Annotated in this window: 16 protein-coding genes; 8 read left to right on the top strand and 8 right to left on the bottom strand. The window is 67.3% G+C overall.

The features are described 5' to 3' along the window. Positions 1-35: 35 nt before the first annotated feature. Complete coding sequence (locus tag L1892_RS07130; RefSeq protein ID WP_235722883.1) at positions 36-2,417, bottom strand: ATP-dependent DNA ligase; 2,382 nt, start codon at positions 2,415-2,417, stop codon at positions 36-38. Between the two features lie 71 nt (positions 2,418-2,488). Here L1892_RS07130 and ku point away from each other — a divergent pair, with 71 nt between their 5' ends. Further along, positions 2,489-3,463, top strand: coding sequence for a non-homologous end joining protein Ku (gene ku, locus L1892_RS07125; RefSeq protein WP_235722882.1), 975 nt, complete (start codon positions 2,489-2,491; stop codon positions 3,461-3,463). 19 nt (positions 3,464-3,482) lie between these two features. Here the strand turns inward: ku and L1892_RS07120 are convergent, their stop codons facing one another. Further along, positions 3,483-4,670, bottom strand: a complete 1,188-nt coding sequence (locus L1892_RS07120; protein ID WP_235722881.1) for an MFS transporter — start codon at positions 4,668-4,670, stop codon at positions 3,483-3,485. A 152-nt stretch (positions 4,671-4,822) separates the two neighbouring features. Between L1892_RS07120 and L1892_RS07115 the strand changes: the two genes are divergently transcribed. Next, positions 4,823-5,875, top strand: a complete 1,053-nt coding sequence (locus tag L1892_RS07115; RefSeq protein ID WP_235723038.1) for an alpha/beta hydrolase — start codon at positions 4,823-4,825, stop codon at positions 5,873-5,875. Positions 5,876-6,084: 209 nt separating this feature from the next. Further along, positions 6,085-10,347 carry a non-ribosomal peptide synthetase gene (locus L1892_RS07110; RefSeq protein ID WP_235722880.1) on the top strand — a complete coding sequence of 1,421 codons (4,263 nt, stop codon included), beginning with the start codon at positions 6,085-6,087 and terminating at the stop codon, positions 10,345-10,347. A gap of 20 nt (positions 10,348-10,367) precedes the next feature. On the opposite strand, the gene L1892_RS07105 is transcribed toward L1892_RS07110, so the two are convergent. Then, on the bottom strand, positions 10,368-10,604 hold the full coding sequence (locus L1892_RS07105; protein ID WP_235722879.1) for a CDGSH iron-sulfur domain-containing protein: 237 nt from the start codon (positions 10,602-10,604) through the stop codon (positions 10,368-10,370). Positions 10,605-10,693: 89 nt separating this feature from the next. Between L1892_RS07105 and L1892_RS07100 the strand changes: the two genes are divergently transcribed. Further along, entirely contained in the window at positions 10,694-11,710 is a 1,017-nt protein-coding gene (locus tag L1892_RS07100; protein ID WP_235722878.1) for an iron-containing redox enzyme family protein, read from the top strand. On the opposite strand, the gene L1892_RS07095 is transcribed toward L1892_RS07100, so the two are convergent. Further along, complete coding sequence (locus L1892_RS07095; protein WP_235722877.1) at positions 11,637-12,326, bottom strand: phosphatase PAP2 family protein; 690 nt, start codon at positions 12,324-12,326, stop codon at positions 11,637-11,639. The genes L1892_RS07100 and L1892_RS07095 overlap by 74 nt on opposite strands. Before the next feature lie 154 nt (positions 12,327-12,480). Here L1892_RS07095 and L1892_RS07090 point away from each other — a divergent pair, with 154 nt between their 5' ends. Beyond that, positions 12,481-13,926 carry a sensor histidine kinase gene (locus tag L1892_RS07090; protein WP_235722876.1) on the top strand — a complete coding sequence of 482 codons (1,446 nt, stop codon included), beginning with the start codon at positions 12,481-12,483 and terminating at the stop codon, positions 13,924-13,926. Here L1892_RS07090 and L1892_RS07085 read toward each other — a convergent pair. Both L1892_RS07085 and L1892_RS07080 read right to left on the bottom strand, forming a co-directional pair. Further along, positions 13,887-14,576, bottom strand: coding sequence for a response regulator transcription factor (locus tag L1892_RS07085; RefSeq protein ID WP_235722875.1), 690 nt, complete (start codon positions 14,574-14,576; stop codon positions 13,887-13,889). The two genes, L1892_RS07090 and L1892_RS07085, sit on opposite strands and share 40 nt — an antisense overlap. Positions 14,577-14,619: 43 nt before the next feature. Next, positions 14,620-15,099, bottom strand: a complete 480-nt coding sequence (locus L1892_RS07080) for a DUF2231 domain-containing protein (protein ID WP_235722874.1) — start codon at positions 15,097-15,099, stop codon at positions 14,620-14,622. 103 nt (positions 15,100-15,202) lie between these two features. Here L1892_RS07080 and L1892_RS07075 point away from each other — a divergent pair, with 103 nt between their 5' ends. Beyond that, positions 15,203-16,528, top strand: a complete 1,326-nt coding sequence (locus tag L1892_RS07075; RefSeq protein WP_235723037.1) for an MFS transporter — start codon at positions 15,203-15,205, stop codon at positions 16,526-16,528. Between the two features lie 65 nt (positions 16,529-16,593). After that, positions 16,594-17,367: a sulfite exporter TauE/SafE family protein gene (locus L1892_RS07070; protein WP_235722873.1), complete on the top strand. Its 774-nt coding sequence runs from the start codon at positions 16,594-16,596 to the stop codon at positions 17,365-17,367. Here the strand turns inward: L1892_RS07070 and L1892_RS07065 are convergent. Continuing rightward, the gene (locus L1892_RS07065) at positions 17,342-18,265 is read right to left on the bottom strand and encodes a LysR family transcriptional regulator ArgP (RefSeq protein WP_235723036.1); all 924 of its coding nucleotides are present in this window, start codon (positions 18,263-18,265) and stop codon (positions 17,342-17,344) included. The genes L1892_RS07070 and L1892_RS07065 overlap by 26 nt on opposite strands. Before the next feature lie 80 nt (positions 18,266-18,345). Here L1892_RS07065 and L1892_RS07060 point away from each other — a divergent pair, with 80 nt between their 5' ends. Continuing rightward, on the top strand, positions 18,346-18,966 hold the full coding sequence (locus L1892_RS07060; RefSeq protein ID WP_235722872.1) for a LysE/ArgO family amino acid transporter: 621 nt from the start codon (positions 18,346-18,348) through the stop codon (positions 18,964-18,966). 19 nt (positions 18,967-18,985) lie between these two features. Here the strand turns inward: L1892_RS07060 and L1892_RS07055 are convergent, their stop codons facing one another. Then, positions 18,986-19,999, bottom strand: coding sequence for an AraC family transcriptional regulator (locus L1892_RS07055; protein WP_235722871.1), 1,014 nt, complete (start codon positions 19,997-19,999; stop codon positions 18,986-18,988). Between the last annotated feature and the right edge of the window lie 7 nt (positions 20,000-20,006).

Here is a 20,006-nt window from a genome sequence, read left to right as displayed (position 1 = left end):
CGATGAGTTCGTTGGACGTGGGTCCTCCCTTCTCCTCACAGGTCGCCGGGCAGTTTGTCCCGGCGGATGCCGCGCCAACTGGGATGGCGCAGGTGGCCGGTGGTGGTCCAGTCCATGAACCGGACCTCGCCGACGATCTTGGGTAGCACCCAGACGGCGCTGGAGGCCACCGGTCGGTCGAGCTTGTCGACGAACGGGCAGCGGTTGATCCGCAGGGGCTCGAGTTCCTCGGCCAGGGACCGCAATTGGGCGTCGGTGAAGCCGGTGCCGACGCGGCCCACATACCGCAGCCCGTTGTCCTCGGGGAGCCCGAGCAATAATGAGCCGATGGTGTGCGCCCGATTGCCCCGGCCCGGGCGGTAGCCGCCGACCACCACCTCGATGTCGCTCCAGTTCTTGTGTTTGAGCCACTGGGTGGTGCGACGACCCTGCTGATATGTCGACGTCCGGCGCTTGGCGACGACACCCTCGTAGCCCTGTTCGCGGCTCTCCTCGACTGCCGCGCGGCCTGGCCCTGGTAGCAACGCCGGAACCTCCGCGTAGGCCGAACGGGCGAAGGCCGGCGCAAGTTCGGTGAGCAGCTCACGACGCTGCGACCACGGCCTGCGTAGCAGGGAAGTTCCGTTCAGGTAGAGGATGTCGAAGATGTAGAACTTCAGCGTCAGCTCCTCGTCGGTGTTGTTGCGCGCCGACAGCAGGGTGAAATTGGTGCGGCCGCTGGCGTCGAGGGCCACCACCTCGCCATCGAGGACCACGTCGATGAGGCCCAGATCGTCGGCAATGGACTGCAATTCGGCGAAGTCGGCGGTCATGTCGATGCCCGAGCGGGAGGTGAGTCGGAAGTTCCCGTCGATGTAGCGCAACAGGATTCGATAGCCATCCCATTTACCCTCGAACGCCCAGTCTCGCCCGTCCAGGTTCTCGATCGATTCGTCGGTGGCCAGCATCGGCCGCGGATCACGCAGGCTGTCGGGCAGGATCGGTCGCGGCTCGTCGCTCATCAGATGTGCGAGCCAGTTCTTGTCACCGGTCTTGATCAATGCGTAGCGGCCCTGGATTCGGTTGCCATGCAACCGCACGATGACCTCGTTGTCGCGCCACTTCTCCGTCTCGTAGGTGCCGCGATCCCAGATCTCCACGTGGCCGCCACCGTATTCGCCGGCCGGGATGTCACCTTCGAAGTCGGCGTAGTCCATCGGGTGGTCTTCGGTGTGTACGGCCAGCCGATTCTGACCCGGGTCGTCGGGCAGGTTCTTCGGCACCGCCCACGACACCAGCACACCGTCGCGTTCAAGCCGGAAGTCGTAGTGCAGGCGTCGGGCGTGGTGTTCCTGGATGACGAAAATGGGGTCGCTCCGGTTGTCTTCGGGCGGTGTCCGTTCGCGATGGGCCTCGTCGCCGAACGGTTCGGGGGTTTTGTCGGCGTCACGTTTGCGGCGGTACTCGCCGAGGCTGACGACGGGATTCGGTTCGGGGGCCCAACGTGGCGATCCTCCGCTGGCGCTCCGGGTCTCCTCAGGGGTCGGTGCGGCGTCATCGAGTTCGGGCAGCTCGTCGAGGTCGGCGAGGAGATCGCCGACGGAGTCGACCCGTTCGAGGACCTCGTTGAACAGCAACTGCGCGAGATAGGGCTCGCTGAGTTCGGTCCAGGTGCGCGGTGCGGCCACCCATGGTTGCTCGCGGCCACGCATCGAGTAGGGCGCGAGGGTGGTCTTCGATCCGCTGTTCTGGCTCCAGTCGATGAACACCTTGCTGGTACGGACGGATTTCGCCATTGTCGCGGTGATGTCGTCGGGATGTGCGGCCGCCAGGGAGGTGGCGATCTGCTTGGCGACCGTGCGGGCGGAATCGGGGGAGACGGGCCGATCGAACCGGGCGTACAGGTGCATACCCTTGCCACCGCTGGTCACCGGGAATGCCGTCAGCCCGGCCGCCTCCAGCATGTCGCGAATCATCAACGCGACCTGAGCGCACTGCGTCAGCGGCACCCCCGGCCCGGGGTCGAGGTCGAGGACCAGGCGATCAGCCTTGGGTGCTGCCTCGTCAGCCGGCACCCGCCACTGCGGGGTGTGCAGTTCCAGCGCAGCCATCTGCCCGAACCACACCAGGTCGGCCCGCGACGTCGCGAGCGGATAGGTGATGACGCGTTTGCTGTGCTGTTCGCCGAACCGTGCGAGCCAATCCGGCGCCGATGACGGTAGATCCTTCTCGAAGAACGGCATCGACTCGACCCCGTTCGGCCACCGCTTGCGGGTGATCGGACGGCCCGCCAGGTGCGGCAACATGACTGCCGCGATCCGCGAGTAATAGTCGATGACCTCGAATTTCCGGGTTCCCGTGGTCGGAAACAGCACCTTGTCGAGATTGGTGATGGGGATACGCCGGCCGTCGATGTCGAGGCTCTCACCACCACCCATGACGTCCATTGTCCACGCCCGACTTGTCGTGGGGGCCGAGGATCGCGCGAATGGGTGGCACAATGGGGCGCATGCGCTCGATCTGGAAGGGCGATCTGAGCTTTGGCCTGGTCAACGTGCCGGTCAAGGTGTACTCCGCCACGGAAAGTCACGACCGGAGGTCGTACCAGGTCGATTCCAAGGACGGCACGCGAATTCGGTACCGCCGGGTGCGGGAGGGCACCGACACCGAGGTGGACTACTCCGACATCGCCAACGCCTACGAGACCGACTCCGGCGAGACGGTGATCCTCACCAAGGAGGACCTCGCGACGCTGCCGGTGCAGAAGAGCCCGGAGATCTCGATCCTGGAGTTCGTGCCGACCGAACAGGTCGACCCGATCTACTTCGACAAGCCCTATTACCTCGAGCCATCGTCGAAATCGCCGAAGGCGTATGCGTTGCTCGCGCAGGCGCTGCAGAAGACCGAACGACTCGCCATCGCCCAGTTCACGTTGCGTAACCGCACCCGGTTGGCTGCGTTGCGGGTGGTGGACGGCGTGATGACGCTGCAGACGTTGTTGTGGCCCGACGAGGTGCGTGCCGCGGACTTCCCGTTCCTGGAGGAAGACACCGAGATCCGCCCGCAGGAGCTCGACATGGCGGCGTCGTTGATCGAGACCATGGCCAAGGATTTCGACCCGTCGGAGTTCGAGGACCGCTACCAGAACGAACTGTCGAAACTCGTGGAAGCCAAGGCCGATGGTGCCGAGGCGTTCCCGGAAAGTGACGAGGAGCCCGAGGCCGACGAGGACTCCGAGGTGGCCGATTTGCTCGCCGCGCTGCGAGCATCGGTGAAGGACAAGGACTCCGGCGGTGGATCCGACGACGAGGAGTCCACCGCGAAGAGGACACCGGCCAAGAAGGCGGCGGCGAAGAAAGCACCGGCAAAGAAGGCGCCGGCGAAGAAAACCGCGGCCAAGAAGACCACCGAGAAGTCGACGGCGAAGAAGACGGCCGCCAAGAAGACCACGGCAAAGAAGACCGCTGCCAAGAAGTCTGCGTAGCGGCCGCGCCATCGGCGTATCAGGTGCGGGCGGTTGTCGCGGTCAGCAGCAGGGCAGTCAGTACCCCGACGGCGACGACGACCGCCACCCCCAGCACCACGATGTTTGAACGTGTGGCGGCGACGATCGCGCCGGCCGCCAGTCCTGCTTGCTGCGCGGCCCCGAGCGCCGCGGCCCGCCCGACCGGACGTGCGCCTGCGGTGTCCAGGGTGCCGTGATTGGCGACGGGGAACACCACCCCGATACCGAGACCCACCGGGATCGTGATGAGGAGCAACGTGATCGGCGTGCTCGCAACGGTCGCCGACAAGACGCAGGAGCCGGCGAGGACGAACATGCCGACAATCAACGGCAGGCGCACCGAGCTCGCCGCGCCGACTCGAGCCACCGTGAGGGCACCGAGCGCGGCGGCACCGTTGAGCACCAGGAACCCCCAGCCCATCTGGGTGGGCGACCACCCGTGATCCTGCTGGAGCTCAAAGCTCACACTGATCACGGTGAGTGCGAGCACGGCGTTTGCTCCGATGACGGCCGCGAATGTCCACGCGGTGAGATGGTCTGGCCGCGGTGGCACGTCCCCGGACAGTGCGGGGTCGGGCGCATCGGGCGACTCCGGCGACAATCGCCGGAGTCGCCGCGACACCGCCATCCATGCGCCGGCGCACCCCACGGCCCCTACGGCGACCGCGACGAAACACCAGCGCCACGACGCGCTCGCCAAGGGTGCGATCAGCACCAGCGCGGAGACGGCCCCGGCACCGGATACCAGCGAGAACACGGCGAATGCGCGGACCCGCAGCGGGTGCCCGGACGTGACCAGATGCACAGACGCGAGCAGGCACGTTGCGCTGACCGCCGCGGCCGCACCCTGCGCAGCCCGTGCCCCGACGAGTTGCGGGAGGTTCTGTGCCGCAGCGCCTGCGCCCGCGGTCAGCGCGAAGGCGATCGCTGCCGGGATCACGGCGGCCCGCGGGTCGGCTCGCCGAAGCAGTGCTCCGGTGAGTGGCAGCGCACAGACGAATGCCACCGCGAACGGGGTGATCAGGACATGTCGGGCTTCGGCGCCGAGATGCAGGTCCCGCGCCATCACCGGGCCGATGATCGAGACCGCGGTCTCATCGACGATGATCACGAACTGGGTGAGCGCGAGCACGGTGACGCCCAACATCACGGGCCGGGCGTTCTGCGCTGATCCGCGGCCGGTCATGTCACCTCCTGGACGTTTGACCCAATGCGCTCCGGGTAACACCGGCCCTGTGCCTACTATGGCATTGTCCGGCGGCCGATCCCGGGCACTCCGCGACCCGAAAGGGCCCCATGCCACAGTCGATTCGAGTCGTGACCCGCAGTGCCGCGGCCATGTTGCTGGCGCTGTCCGCTGTCATCGGAACCGCGGTCGTCGCAGGTCACACCCCGGCACGCGGGGACACCCTGGACGGTGTTCGGTACGCACACGCCACCTCGGCCGCGCCTTACCGAGAGACGCGGACGTCGCCACGCAACTTTGTGGCCTCGGTGTGGTCGCCGTCGATGCACACCCAGGTCCCGGTGCTGGTGCAGTCGCCGGCCAACAACAATCCGGGTGCGCCGGTGATGTATCTGCTGAGCGGATCGACCGGCGGCGAGAAGGACGACGACTGGACGCACGCCACCGACGCCAACGCCTTCTACGCCCCCAAGAACGTCTGGACCGTCACCCCGATCGGCGGCGCCGCGAGTTACTACGCGGACTGGCGGCGTGTCGATCCGGCTGCGAACTTCCGCTTCGGGGTCACCACGAATCGGCCGTTGCGGTGGGAGACCTTCCTGACCTCCGAGTTGCCCCGGGCGTTCGAACGCGCACACGGCGGCGTCACTGGGCCCGCTCGGTCGCGGGGGATCGCAGGGATCTCGATGTCGGGGACCGCGGTGATCCGGATCGCCGAGAACCATCCCGGAATGTACCGCGCTGTCGGTGCGTACTCCGGGTGTGCGGACACCGCTTCTCCCCAGGGGCAGCTCGCACTTCGGTCCGTCGCGTTCTTCCCGGGCGGTGCCGACGCGAGCAACATGTACGGTCCGCCGGGAGACCCGCAATGGACCGCACAGGACCCGGTGGTGAACGCCTACAAGCTGCGCAATCGCACACCCGCACTCTGGATCAGCGCCGCGACCGGTCTACCCGGCGCGCATGACACGCTGAGCGACCGCAGGATCGGTGGGAACGTCGGGGCACTGGCCGACCAGGTGGCCGTCGGCGGTGTTTCCGAGGCGGTGTCGCGATACTGCACGCAGACCCTGGCCGGTCGGCTGGCGGCACTACGCGTACCGGCGACCGTGCGTTTCCCGGCCGCCGGTACGCACTCCTGGGGATACTGGCAGGACCAGATGCACCAGTCCTGGCCGATGTTCGCGCGGGCGCTCGGGGCCTGACCCGCGGGTTCAGCATCCTTTCAACTTCTGCACCATAGGTTGGCGGTATGAGTACTCACTGGGGCGGCGGGAATCGCGGCGACCGGACGGTCGCCGAAGTCCTGTCGGGTCGTAACCCGACGACAGGTGGTACACACAATCGGCAATGACCTCGCGGCCATCGGAACGTCTCATCGAGCGTGCATCTCGGCGACAGGGCCGGTGCACCGGTGACGGTCGCCCGACGAGCGCTCTGGTTGGCGCAACTGTTTCGGCCCCAGGTCTCGCATGTGGTCGCCTTCCGCGTGACCCTCGTCGGACCCCTCGACACCCGTCGCCTCATCCGGTCGACCCGGGACGTGCTCGACCACATCGGTTGGCACGACGTGCACATCCCGCCCGAACTGTCTCCCGCGGACCCCGACTGCGCGCAGCCGCTGCGGCCGGCAGGCTCCGGGCGGGCCGTGGTGGAACTCGTGGATCTCTCTGGCGAGCCCGACCCGGTGACCGCCGGCGCTCTGCGCGCCGACGAGTTCATCGATGCGCTCGACGGCGCCGATCTCACCACACCGTTGTGGCGCAGCGAATTGCACACCATGCACCCGCAACTGCATCACTGGGTGGTACGCGTCCACCATGTGCTGACCGACGGTGCCGGCGCCTGGCGGGTGATGGGACACATCGCCGATGTGTACGGCGGAACCGCGTGTGCCGGCGATCTACGCGTACCGAGCGACGCAGACATCGACCGCGCTGACGCGCGCTACCAACAGTCTGATCGGCACGATACCGACGCGTCGTACTGGGCAGACACTCTGGCCCGCCACGAATCATCGTTTCTCGCCGGCGCGCCGACCGTCCCGACCTCCGCCATCACCCGCGTCACGAGGCAGGTGACGGGCGAACGGTCGCCGACATCCACCGAGACAGTGGCCGCCTTCGCGACCTTCTGCGCGCGGATGCTCGACACTCCCGACGTCGGATTGTCGCTGCCGGTCGCGGCCCGCACATCAGGTGTGCGCAAGCGGACTGTCGCACCCCTGTCGAACGTGATTCCACTGTCCCTCAACGGGATCGGCGATAGGCCAGTGCGTAGTGCCGTCACGCAGGTCGCCACCACCGTGGTGGGAAGCCTGCGCCACCAGCTGTTCCGGCGTGAAGAGATGATGCGTGCGCGCGAGGACATCACCGACTTCGGTGCGGTGGTCAACCTCCTACCTGCGGTGAGCCGGCCCACCGTGGACGGGGTGCACTGGCAGATCGAGGTGCTGCGGACCGGACCGGTCGGCGATGTGGCGGTCACCCTGCACCCGGCCGATCACGACGGACTGCGGGCGATCACCTGGGAGGCGCCGTCCGAGCGGGTCGACTCGGATGGGTTGGCGACGTTGGCTGCCCGATTCGACGGACACCTGGCTGCGACGCTGGACGAGATCGACGGGCACGAGCCGGTGTCGGACAGGTCGATCTTCCTGCCCGGCGAGTGGGGCCGTTTCCGTTGCCGCAGTGGGCCGCCGGCGCCACCGTTCGTCCCGACCGCGGGAATGCTCGAGCACCTTCGCGCGCACCGTCCGGCGGAGCCGGCGATCCTTGACGGTGATGTCGTACTCACTCGAGGCGACCTCGTGGCCGCCGCCGATCGTGGTGCCCGGGCGCTCATCAGCGAGGGGGTGGGACCGGGGGACGCGGTGGCGGTGTGCGTCGACCGGTCGGCGACGTCGGTCGTGGCGTTCTGGTCGGTGGTCCGGGCCGGCGCAGTGTGGGTGCCCGTCAATGATCCATTCGCGCCCGCAAGCCGGACGCGGGAAATTCTGGCGCGCACCAATGTCCGAGTGGGTTTGTGCGCCCCGGGCCGACCGGGTCCGCCGCCGGTGCGTTGGGTGGAACTCGACATCACCGGCATCGACGAGTCCACATCGGACACCACCGACGAACCCGCATGGCAACCCCCCGGGATCGACCGCGGTGCCGACGACCGCGCATACCTACTGTTCACCTCCGGATCGACGGGTCAGCCGAAGGGTGTGGACATGCCACATCGCGGAATTCCTGCGCTGGTGGCAGAGATCCGGCGGTCATATGCGCTCACACCGGAATCCCGGATGCTGCACGCATCCGCGCCCACCTTCGACACCGGAATCGTCGAGATGCTGTCTTCGGTGGCCACCGGCGCTGCCCTGGTCGTCGCACCGACGACGGCGCACGGCGGTGACGCGCTCGCCGCTGTGATCGACGAGCGCGACGTCACCCACATCATCGTGACGCCGTCGGTACTCGACACCCTGCCCGTCGGTGTCGCCGACCGACTTCAGCACGTGGTGCTCGGTGGCGAAGCCATCCCGGCCCGGCTGGTGGCAACCTGGGGCGACCGCGTGAGGATGCGCAATGCGTACGGGCCCACCGAAACCCGGTGCAGCATCAACTTCTCCGGCGAGCTCGTTCCGGGCCGACCGGTGACGGTCGGACCACCGATGGTCGGGGTGACCGAAGCGATTCTCGACCGCCGAGGACGGCCCCAACCACCGGGCGCGCTCGGTACCCTGCACTGCTCGGGTCCCCAGGTGGCTGACGGGTACCTCGACGACCCAGAACAGACCGCCGCCGTCTTCGAGGCGTGCACGTTCGCCGACGACCCGGTGATGTACCGAACCGGTGATCTCGCCACGTGGACCGACGACGGGGAGGTACACATCCTGGGGCGCCGAGATCACCAGGTGAAGCTGCGCGGACTGCGCATCGAACTCGGCGAGATCGATGCCGCGCTGAGCATGGCCGACGCAGTGCGGCACAGCGCCACAGTCCTGCGTGAACTGCCCTCCGGCCGAAAGGCGCTGATCTCCTTCGTGGTACCCGAATCACCCGGTACGTCACCGGATGCCGGCGATCTGCGCAGCCATCTCGCGCGGAGTCTGCCGACCTACATGATCCCGTCGTGGATCGTCAGTCTCGACGAGCTGCCCCGAACCGGCAACGGCAAGCTCGACCGGCGGGCGCTCGATGCGCACCACCTGCCCGAACAGCCGGCGCTTCGTCGGCCCCGGGAGGTACGAGAAGAGCTGGTGCTCGAGGCCGTCGTTGACGCGGTCGGCGTGACGTCGATCGATCTCGATCGCAGCTTCCTCGACAACGGTGGCGACTCGCTGGCGGTGATACGGGCCGCCCGGGTACTCGCCGCCGCCGGATATCCCGAGGTCACCGCCAACGACCTGCTCACCGCACCCGCTCTGGCCGAGGTCGCCGCCCGGATGTCGGACACACCCCGGCAGCCCTCGCGACCGTCGCCCTCGCCGAGCGAGCGGCAGTGCGAGCGTTCTCTGTCTGCCGCCGAGCGCACCGTGTCCCGCGAACCCGGTGATCGGGCCGCGCAACTCATCCGCATCGCGTGGGTACCCGAGTCTGCAGCCGCGGCCGAGCCGGCCGACGTGCGTTCTGCGGTGCAGACACTGCTGGACCGACACCCGTTGTTGCGCTCCAGCTTTCCCGACACCGCCGACGGTCCGGTCGTGCACACCGAATCGCACATCTCGGTGGACGCGGTGCTGTCGGTGACCGAGTCGCCGGCGACGCCCGGACGCACCGATCTGGAGCTGATCGCTGCGGAACTCTCGGTAAAGCTCGACGTGCGAACCGCTCCTCCGGTCGCTGTCGCGATGGTCACCGGCCCCGCCGGCACCGTGACGGCGGTGGTCATCGTCGCGCACCACATCGCTGTCGACGGGCAGTCGCTGGCGATCGTGGCTGCTGAGGCGACCGCGCTGATGCAGGGTCGGCGCCTGCCGCCGGCGCCGACCGGGCCGTGGCACTGTCCGACCGAGTCGAGTGGAGACCCTCGCCACGCCGACATCGTCTCTGCCGCACCGGATGCGGCGTGGACGCTGGCCGGCATCACGCCCGCCCACCTGCCGATCGCCGCGGCAGTTCGCGCCAGGACCGTGATCGGTGTGCGATTCTACGAGCGTTTTCTTGAGGACGCCGCCGCCCGGGGCATGACACCGTTCGAGGCGTTCCGGGGCGTCGTCGCGGCGGCGCTGGCCGATGTCACCAGCGATCGACACATCATGTCGGCAACCCCGATCTCCCGACGGCCGGCCGGCTCCGAGGACGTCGTCGGCGATTTCGTCCTCAGCGCGCTGATCCCGCTCGACGCCGATGCCGATCATCGGTGTGCCACCGAGGTCGCCCGAGCATGTATCGACGCGACCACGCAGCCCATGGAGGACGTGCTGTGCGCTCTCGGGCGTCCGGCGGTGGACGGCCACCTGTTCGCGGTGCCGCTGCTCATCGGGTGGACACCGGCGATCGATACTGCCGCCTACCCCGGTCGACTCCACGTGTTCCCGCCCTCGCACACACGGTGGCTGCTGCAGGTGGAAGGCTCACCGACCCGTGATGGCGGTCTCGTCGTGCGGATGACAGGCAGCGCAGAAGCATTCGGCCACTGCGAGATCGACGCGGTGTCGACACGCATCGTGCAGCGCGTGGAGTCGATGTGACCCGGCAGCCTCGACGCCACTCACTCGCCGCGGATGGGGGAACGACCAACCGCGTGACTCCCGTCGCAGTACGGCTGGATCGCCGACCGGCCACACCGGCACAGGGCCACCGTGGCGCGGCGCCGCGGCACCGGATCGCCCAGGGTGTCGACGATCTCGACGTCGCCACGCACCACCAGGGGGCCACCGGGGGTGACCGTGATGCGCGCGGGGGCGCGACGCGCACTGCGCGGGTTCTCGAACTGAGCGGAATCCATATCACCATGGTGCGCCACGAGGCGGCCGGACGCGAGCGAGTTGACGAACGCAGCCGCCGACCGGTGGCCGAACGTGGGTGGATGGCGACGTGACCACGGAAACCGTTGGGGCCGGGCGCTGCCCGATGGTCGAGCCGTGCGGTGACCTCGGTCGGGCCCTGGCCGAACTGCTCGACGGCAACCCACACGACCCACGCCGCGACCTGGCGGTCGGCGATCAGGCGCTGTTGACGCTCCCTCACGATGCAACGCTTCTCGACAACCTCGACGCACAGCGCACATGGTTCTTGCTGGCCGAGCTAGACGGTCGCGGACTGGCCGGTGTCGACGACCGTTGGAACGAACATCCCGCGGTGGCCGATCTGCGGTGGCGGTTGGGTGGTGCACTCGAGGCCGCGATCCGGGATCGGACAGGTCCGATCGTGGCGTGTACCGCCGCCGAGCTGCCTGATCGAGTGCGCGCCGAGCTCGCCGCCGTGGACTCACCACCGCTGTCGGTGCACCTTGCGACGAACGGGACCGTCGAACACTACCAGGACCTGCTCCGGCATCGGTCGCTCTACCACCTGCGTGAAGCCGATCCGCACACCACCGCCATCCCGCGGTTGACCGGCCGCGCCAAGGCCGCCCTGGTGGAGATCCAAAGCGACGAGTACGGCGGCGGACGTCACGAGTGGATGCACTCGACGCTGTTCGCTCGGACAATGCAGGCACTCGGGTTGACCACCGACTACGCCCTCTACGCCAGCGGGCTGCCGGCCATCACCCTGGCATGGTCGAATGCGTTGACATTGTTCGCTTCACGGCGTGAACTGCGGGCGGCGGTCGTCGGCCACCTGCTGGCACTCGAGTGCACCTCGTCGATCCCGAACAAACGCAACGCACAAGGTCTTCGACGACTGGGTTACGGCGATGCCGCGACTGCATTCTTCGACGAACACGTCGAGGCCGATGCCGTGCACGAGCAGATCGCTTTGTACGACATGGCCGTTCCGCTGCTGGAAGCCGAGCCGACGCTGTCGATGGATCTGCTCACCGGCTTTCGTGCCGCCCTTGCGCTGGATGCCGATGTCGCGCAGTACCTGTTGCGGCAATGGGGAATCTGAGAACGACGCCGCGAACCGCAACCGGTACGGTGAGCGCTGCTGCGCCGGCGAGCGCCACCGCCGCGGAGACGTCGGTGAGCCAGTGCGCTGCCATGTACAGCCGAGTCGCCGCAACCACCGCGGTGAGCGCGAGGGCCGAGATGATCGCGATCGATCGCGTGAGCGTGGTATGGGTGATGATCACGGCCAACACCAGGAGCAGGGCGGCTATGCCCGTCACATGTCCCGAGGGGTAGGAATTGACGGTCTCTACCGTGGTGATCTGATCGATTGCCGGTGGCCGCGCTCGGTGTACGACAACTTTGAGGATCTCGCAGATCCCGCCTGCTGCGCTGACGGTGGCGACGATGGTCAGCGCACGAACCACGGTGCGGTCGGCGACGAATGCGACTCCCGCTGCTGTCATCGTCATCACCGCGACCCACAGGGGTCCGAACAGGGCGGTGACCAGGACAACGATGCCGCTGCGCGTGGGGTCCCGGTGATCGAGCACGAATTGGAGAGTGGACTCGTCGAGCGCTTCCAACGGCTGGTGTCGGGTCATCACGCCCACTCCGTACGCCAACACGAGCAACAGTAGGACGGTCGCGATCATGAGGGCCGAGAACCGCTTCATGAGGCCAGCATGTGGCTAGGCACCTGTGGGACTGCTGTACGCCGCTGAATGCCGGCTGAAAGTGACAGGTGCCCGCGCGGGTGCGCACCGGCGCGGACGTTGCCGGTCTCTGCGGGCCGTTCGGGAAGGCGTCGCGACGACGTACATTCGGGGGATGCCCAAGCGGTCGCGCCGACGTCACCCGTCGGGTCGTGGTGTGCGGCAGCGGCGCACCAGTGTGCGCACGCGGCTGACCGTGTTCGGCGCAGGCATGCTGACGTTGGCTCTGGCCATCGCCGGCGGTGTGGTGCTGTTCGTGCTGTATCACTCGCTCACCTCCTCCGCGGATGCGGCGACGTCCTCGCGTGCCACCGAGATCGCCGACTCGGCCGCCACGGACGGTGTGGGTGGGATCGATCCGGCGCTGCTCGTCCACACCGACACGATCGACCTGGTCCAGATTCTGGATCCGGCTGGCAGGGTCGTTGCCGCCAGTTCGGGTGACCAGCAAAGCCGCGGCATCGTGGGGCCGGTGGCGGCCGATCAGCGTCAGACCGTCGTCGACGCCGCGTACGGCGATGATGAGCCCGAATATCGCGTGACGGTGCAGGGCGTCGCGACCCCGGACGACGAAACGGTGACCGTTGTGGTCGGCGCCGCGGAAGGTCCGATCCATGCCACGGTATGGACGGTGTTCGCGGTGCTGTGCGTGGTTTTCCCGATCATCGTCGCCGCATCCGTCGTCGCCACCCATTATCTGGTGGGCAGGGCTTTGCGGCCCGTGGAGTCCATCCGCGCAGAGGTGGCGGCGATCTCGCGCTCGGGCCGCGCGCAGCACATTCCCGTGCCGGCCACCGAGGACGAGATCGCAACCCTGGCCACCACCATGAACGAGATGTTGGACCGGCTGGCCTTCGCCCGGGAACAACAGGTGCGCTTCGTGGGCGACTCGTCACACGAGTTGCGCAGCCCCCTGGTTACGATTCTGGGACTGCTCGAACTCGCACGCCGAACCGGCGAGCCGATCGACCACGCGACGGTGTCGACTCTGCTTCTGCCGGAGGCACATCGATTGCGTGATCTGATCGACGACATGCTGCTGCTCGCCCGTGCCGATGAGTTCGGGATGACTCCCGAGTTGGCCGATATCGACCTCGACGACCTCGTCAACGACGAGATCACCCGGCTTGACCTCACCACCGACCTGACGGTCACCGCCACCGTCCTCCCGGTACGTCTGCGCGGGGATCGGGGCCAGATCTCTCGGGTTCTGCGCAATCTGAGCGACAACGCTGCCCGTCACGCCCGAACGTCCGTCGATGTCTCGATGGCGATCTGCGGTGCCACGGCCGAAGTGTCGGTGGCCGATGACGGTCCAGGAATTCCGGAGCCGGATCGCGCACGCATCTTCGAGCGATTCGTGCGGCTCGACCCGACCCGCACGCGTAGCGTCGGCGGGGTGGGACTGGGTCTGTCGATCGTCGGTGAGATCGTCCGGGCCCATCACGGAACCGTCGGAGTCACCGAGACCCCCGGCGGCGGTGCGACCATCACTGTGTCACTGCCACTACCGGAAACGGATCAGGCAGTCGAGTCGCCGCCGTCCTCGGCAAGTCGGTAGCCGGCGCCGCGGACAGTGAGGATCGACCGGCGACCGTAAGGCGTGTCGATGCGCCGACGAAGGTAACCGACGTAGACCTCGACGATATTGTCGTCGCCGCGGTAGTGGGCGTCCCATACCGACGCGATGATCTCGGCCTTGGAGACCACCGATCCCTTGTGACGCATGAAGTATTCGAGGACGGCGAACTCTCGAGCGGTCAACTCGATGAGCTCGTCGTCGCGCCGAACCTCACGCCGGGCGGGGTCGAGACTGAGCGAACCGGCGCGGAGGATCGCGGGCCGCTCCGGTGCGCCGCGGCGCACGAGAGCTCGGAGCCGGGCGGACAGGACCACGAAGGAGAAGGGTTTGACGAGGTAGTCGTCGGCGCCCAGGTCGAACGCATCGGCCTGGTCGTAATCTCCGTCCTTGGCGGTGAGCATCATGACCGGAGTCCACACGTCGCGCCGGCGGAGCTCGCGGACCGCTTCGTAGCCGTTGAGCACCGGCATCATGATGTCGCAGACGATGACGTCGTAGGTACGCACGCATGCGGTCTCGACACCCTCGGCGCCGTCTTCGGCGACATCGACAGCCCAGCCGTCTGCCGTGAGCGTTCGCCGTAACGTCTCGGCTGCTCGCGGGTCGTCTTCGATCACCAGTACGCGCACGAGATCATCGTCCGTGCGGCTCGGGCGCTGTCCGGTTCATCGGCTACCCCCATACCGACTGGGCGCCACTGTCGCCGATGAGGTAGACCGTCACCACCGACCCGATGGCGACGGCCAGGATGGCCACGCCCAGCACGATGTCGACCACGCGCCGCGTCCCGCCGGTCAACGACGGCAGTCGCGATCCGATCGCGGTCGAGACCCGTTCGTCGTGCAGCGCCCACCACAGGACGGTCAGGCCGAACAGTGGCCCAGACCAATAGATCATCTGCTCGCCGAGATCGGCGTGATGTTCGATGGACGGGGGGTTACCCAATTGCTCCTCGAGCGCTTCGCCGGCGCTGGTGGTGAGTGGTATCGCGATCAGCGTCGCGAGTGCGAACAGCGGCACCAGGATTCCCAGTCGACGCTGTGCTGCGGGCCACAGCACGACCGCGATGGCCATGATCGCAGTCAAGGGTACGAAGACCACCACGAGGTGAACAAGAAGCGGATGCGCCGGCAATCCGTTGAGAGTATCCACATGTGCGAACGTAGCGAGCTTCGGTTGAAGAAGCGCTGAAATCGGGGTGAAAGAAAATCAATGGCCCACTGACCTGCGCATCCGACACACTGATCGGGTGACCATGTCGGCCCGGACGCACGTGCCCGCGGCGCTGAAGCCCTTCGCGCTGCGCCAGTACAGGCTGCTCGCGCTCGGTCTGGTCCTGGCGATGTTCGCCGACGGTGTCTGGACCGTTGGGGTGGTGTGGCAGGTGATCGAACTCGGTGGCGGCCCCACCCAGGTCGCCGTGGTGACCGGTGTCGCGGCGGTGGGAATGGTCGTGTCCACCCTGGCAGGTGGAGTACTCGCCGACCGGGTGTCGCAGCGGCTCATCATGATCGGACTCGAGATCGCGAAGCTGATCGCCTTCGCCCTCGTCGGGGTGGCGGCGATGACCGGCTGTGTCGGCCAACCGCTGCTGATCGCGGCCGCTCTCGTCGGTGGCGTCACCACCGGGATGTACTACCCCGCCTATTCGGCGTTGCTGCCGAGCCTGGTGTCGACGGCACAATTACAGGCTGCGAACGGGATCGAGGGTTTCCTGCGACCGGTGATCTTCCAGGCCGCCGGGCCGATGGCGGCCGGTGGGGTGATCTCGATTGCGTCACCAGGGGCAGCGATAGTCCTGGCGGGGCTGGCAAGCGCGGCGTCGGCGTTGTTCTACATGGCGATGGAGCCCGTCACCGTACGGTGTGGACCGGATTCCGCAGCGTCTCATCCGATTCGCTCGATCACGGCCGATCTGGCCGAAGGCTTCGGCTACATGTGGCGGACGCCGTGGTTGTGGGCCACGCTGTTCTTCTCATCCGTCCTGGTGCTCGCCGTGATGGGACCGATCGAGGTGCTGGTGCCCTTCGCTTTGCGTGAGCGAGTCGACGGCGGCGCGGGTGACCATGCTCTGGTGCTCACGGGGTTCGGAATCGGGGCGGCGGCGACATCGCTCGTCTTCGCGTCGATACCGATGCCGCGCCGCTACCTGTCGCTGATGTTCGGCATCTGGACGTTCTCGAGTGTGCCGCTGGCGATCATGGGCGTCGCCGAGCAAACCTGGATGTTCGTTGTCTCCGGGTTCCTGATGGGTGCGATGTTCGACGGACCGATGGTTCTGTGGGGGACGCTACTGCAGCGTCGCGTCCCACCCGGGTTGCTGGGCCGGGTGGCGAGCCTCGACTTCTTCGTCTCCGTCGTCCTGATGCCGGTGTCGATGGCGCTCGCCGCACCGGTCAGCCATGCGATCGGGCTGACCGCCACCTTCGTGGCCGCCGGGTTGATCCCGGTCCCGGTGGCGATCGCCTTCTATCTCGCCGCGCGCCTGTGGCGTGACGAGGTGGATCATCCACTCAGGGTCGAGATGGCCGACGTGACTGCGGTGCCGGCCACGGCCCACACGATCGGATATACCCCATAGGGTATTGTGGCGAGAGGCTGGATCGACACTGCACCCGAGGGGAAACGAGGGCTGACGCCCGTGGCGTGGACATCGTGATGAGTTCGATCGCCGGACTGGCGATCGGTGCCTTGCTGGGACTGCTGGGTGGCGGTGGTTCCATTCTCGCCGTGCCCGCCCTGGTCTATGGCGTGGGCGAGCCGATCTCGCATGCGGTGCCGACCGCGCTGCTGGTGATCGCAGTGTCGTCGGCCGTTGCTGTGCTACCGAGAGTGCGTGCTCGACAGGTCAACTGGCGCCTCGCGGGCATCTTCGCGGCCGTCGGCTTCCCGGCAACGCTCGCAGGTGGCGTCCTCGGCGGCCGGCTCCCGGAATCGGCGGTCATGATGGTGTTCGCCGCGGTCATGGTGGTCGCCGCGGTACGCATGCTGCGCGACGTCGGCCCCACGGGAACCGCGTGTGCAATCGACGAATCGGGCATCGACTGGCGTCGCTGTGCCTCGCGATCGATCCCGGTCGCCGCAGCGGTCGGGGCGCTCACCGGGATGCTCGGCGTCGGGGGTGGGTTCCTCATCATCCCGGCGCTGGTGATGGCGTTGGGGGTCGAGATGTCGGTCGCCGTCGGCACGTCGTTGCTGATCATCGCCGCGAACTCGGTTTCCGGGATCCTCGCGCACGTCGGTGATCTCGACATCGACTGGGCGATCACCGCGACGTTTGCGGGCGCGGCGATCGTGGCATCGCTGATCGCGGCCATCGTCGGAGCCCGCCTCCGGACCCAGCGATTGCAGAGGTGTTTCGCCTATCTGGTGCTCGTCGTCGCGGCGTTCGTGGTCACCGAGACGATCGTGGTGCGCTGACCGGCACCAGGTGCTCGGCCGCGGCGGCCACCGTCAGTTCGGTGAGGGCGTCGAGGATGGGCGAACCGAGCTTCCAGTACTGCCAGAAGAGCGCGACGTCGACGTGGTCGTCGACAACTCGTGTCACGCGGCCCGCGCGCAGGGCGTCGGCAATCTGCACCTCGGGTACGGCACCCCAGCCGATCCCGAGTTCGACGGCCCGGTGGAACTCGACCGACGACGGGATGTAGCTGATCGGCGGCGAGACCGGACCGTCGGCCAAGCGAGTCAGGACGTCGCGCTGGATGTAGTCATTGCGATCGAACAGCACCATCGGCGCCTGCGCCAACGCTTCCGCGGATGGACCCCGCGGCATCCACCGCGCGACGAAATCCGGCGTCGCGACGGGTAGATAGCGCATCGCGCCGAGCGGGCGGATGGTGCAGCCACGAATGCCGAGCGGGTCGGAGGTGATGGCGCCCAGTACCTCTCCGGATCGCAGGAACCGACTGTTCTGGCTCTCGTCGTCGCGGAGAACTTCGACGGCCACCGGATGCTCGGCGTGCATCGTGGCGATCACCGGCAGGAACCACGTGGCCAGCGAATCGGCGTTGGCCGCGATGGGCAGATGGATGCGGGGACGATCGCGGTCGGCGGGATCACCGCCGAGCAACTCCGCGCGCGCTTCGGCCGCCAGTAGTTCCCACTGTTTGGCGAGTCGCACGAGCGTCTCGCCGTCGGGTGTGGCAGTGGCGGGTTTCGTTCGCCGCACCACCACCCGTCCCACCGAGATCTCCAACGCCTTGATCCGCTGACTGACCGCTGACGGGGTGATGCGCAGGGTGCGGGCGGCCCCGTCGAAGGTGCCCTCCCGCAGCACCGCTGCGAGCGTCTGCACCCCCTCCTGGTTGATCTCCACGGTCTGATCGTAAGTTCTGTTCATGATTCATGAAAAACATTCGCTGGACTGTTCCAGCGCCGGTTTCTAGCCTCATCGTCATGACCACGTACGTCCTCACCGCCGTCGCCGGCCTGCTCACCGGCGCCGGGCTGATCATCGCGATCGGCCCGCAGAATGTGTTCGTCCTCCGGCAAGGAGTCGCACGAGCGCATGTGGTGCCCGTGGTCGTGGTGTGTGCGGTCTCCGACGTCGTGCTGATCGTCGCTGGCGTGGCCGGGTTGGGTGCCCTGGTGGCCGCCCACCCGTCGGTGGTGACCATTGCCAAGATCCTCGGCGGGGGATACGTCATCGTCCTCGGAGTGCTGGCGGCTCGGCGGTGTCTGCGCAGTTCCGAGGCGATTGTCGCCGATTCCGGTGAGGCCGCGACCGTGAGTCGCTGGGCGGCCGTGGGCATGACCCTCGCCCTGACCTGGCTCAACCCGCACGTCTACCTCGACACCGTGCTCACCATGGGTGCGATCGCGAACAGTCACGGACACGCGAAGTGGGCGTTCGCGGTGGGTGCGTGCCTGGCCAGCCTGCTCTGGTTCGCGACGTTGGGCGGTGGCGCCACCAGGCTGTCGCGGTTCTTCGGCTCGCCCCGGTCGTGGCGCATCCTCGATGCCATCGTCGCCGTCGTGATGTTTGTGGTGGGGGCGGGGTTGCTGCTGTCGGTGTAGCGGACCACCGGCGTGACAGTCATCGTTGCGGTTGCACGACAGACTTTCGGTAATCTCGCGGTCCGATTCCGTAGTGCTGTCGGAATCGGTTTCTGAACGTGGCGACGCTGGGGAATCCGCATGCAGCCGCGACTTCCGAGACGGATAGTGCAGGGTTGGCTTCCAGGAGTTCGCGCGCGCTGCGGGCTCGTCGTGCCGCGATGAGACCCGCCACGGATTGCCCTGCGTTCTCGAAATGGCGGTAGATCTGGCGCCGACTCACATGGAGTTCTTCTGCGATCACGTCGGGGGAGAAATCGGGGTCGCGATGGTGACGTTCGATCAGGTCGAGCGCGGCCTCGTGAACGAACAGGGTGTTGTCCTCGAGGCGGTATCTCTCGACATTGAGTTCGGCCAGCGCCGCGGCGATCAAGTCCACGGCGGCCAGCTCGGTGTCGACAGGTGGGACAGGCCCGGACGAGAGCGCGGTGTCGGCAGCAAACCGTGTGACGAATCCCGCCGCTGCGCGCGCCAGGAGAGTTGATGACGCCCCGCTGCGTTCGGTCAGTTCTGCGGTCCTCCGCAGACGTCCCAGCATCTCGGTCGGGATGATGATGCCGGTGGGGTCGGTGACGGATTCGCAGTACTGGCTGTACGGGACGGCCAAGTTCACGAATACCAGTTGGCCTGGCCGATAGGCGACATCACGGGTTCCTTGTCGGACCGTTATGTGGCCGGGCATGGAGCTGACATGGACGACGACACTCTCATATGGCCTGGCACGCACCAACTGCGGCGTTCTTTCCAACAGCATCGGCGTGTGGAGTGCACAGTATGTGGTCAGCTTCGACAGGGTGCGCCGGTACAACATCGCCCCGAAGTTGTCGGGGTCTGGTGTGCTCACGTCGACCAGTGCGTTGTACTGGGTCATGCCGTCGGCCCCGAAGCGCCCGATCGGTGGTGTCGGGGGACTGGTTCCGGCGTAAGCCTCCAGCCGGGTCGTCCACTCCGAAACCAGGTCACAGGTCAGTCGCGTCGATGGCCTGTCCGTCATGATGCCC

The organism is Gordonia tangerina, from assembly GCF_021556435.1.
Lineage (GTDB): Bacteria > Actinomycetota > Actinomycetes > Mycobacteriales > Mycobacteriaceae > Gordonia > Gordonia tangerina.
The sequence above is the reverse complement of the archived record's forward strand: the minus strand, read 5'-3'. Positions and strand labels throughout refer to the sequence as shown.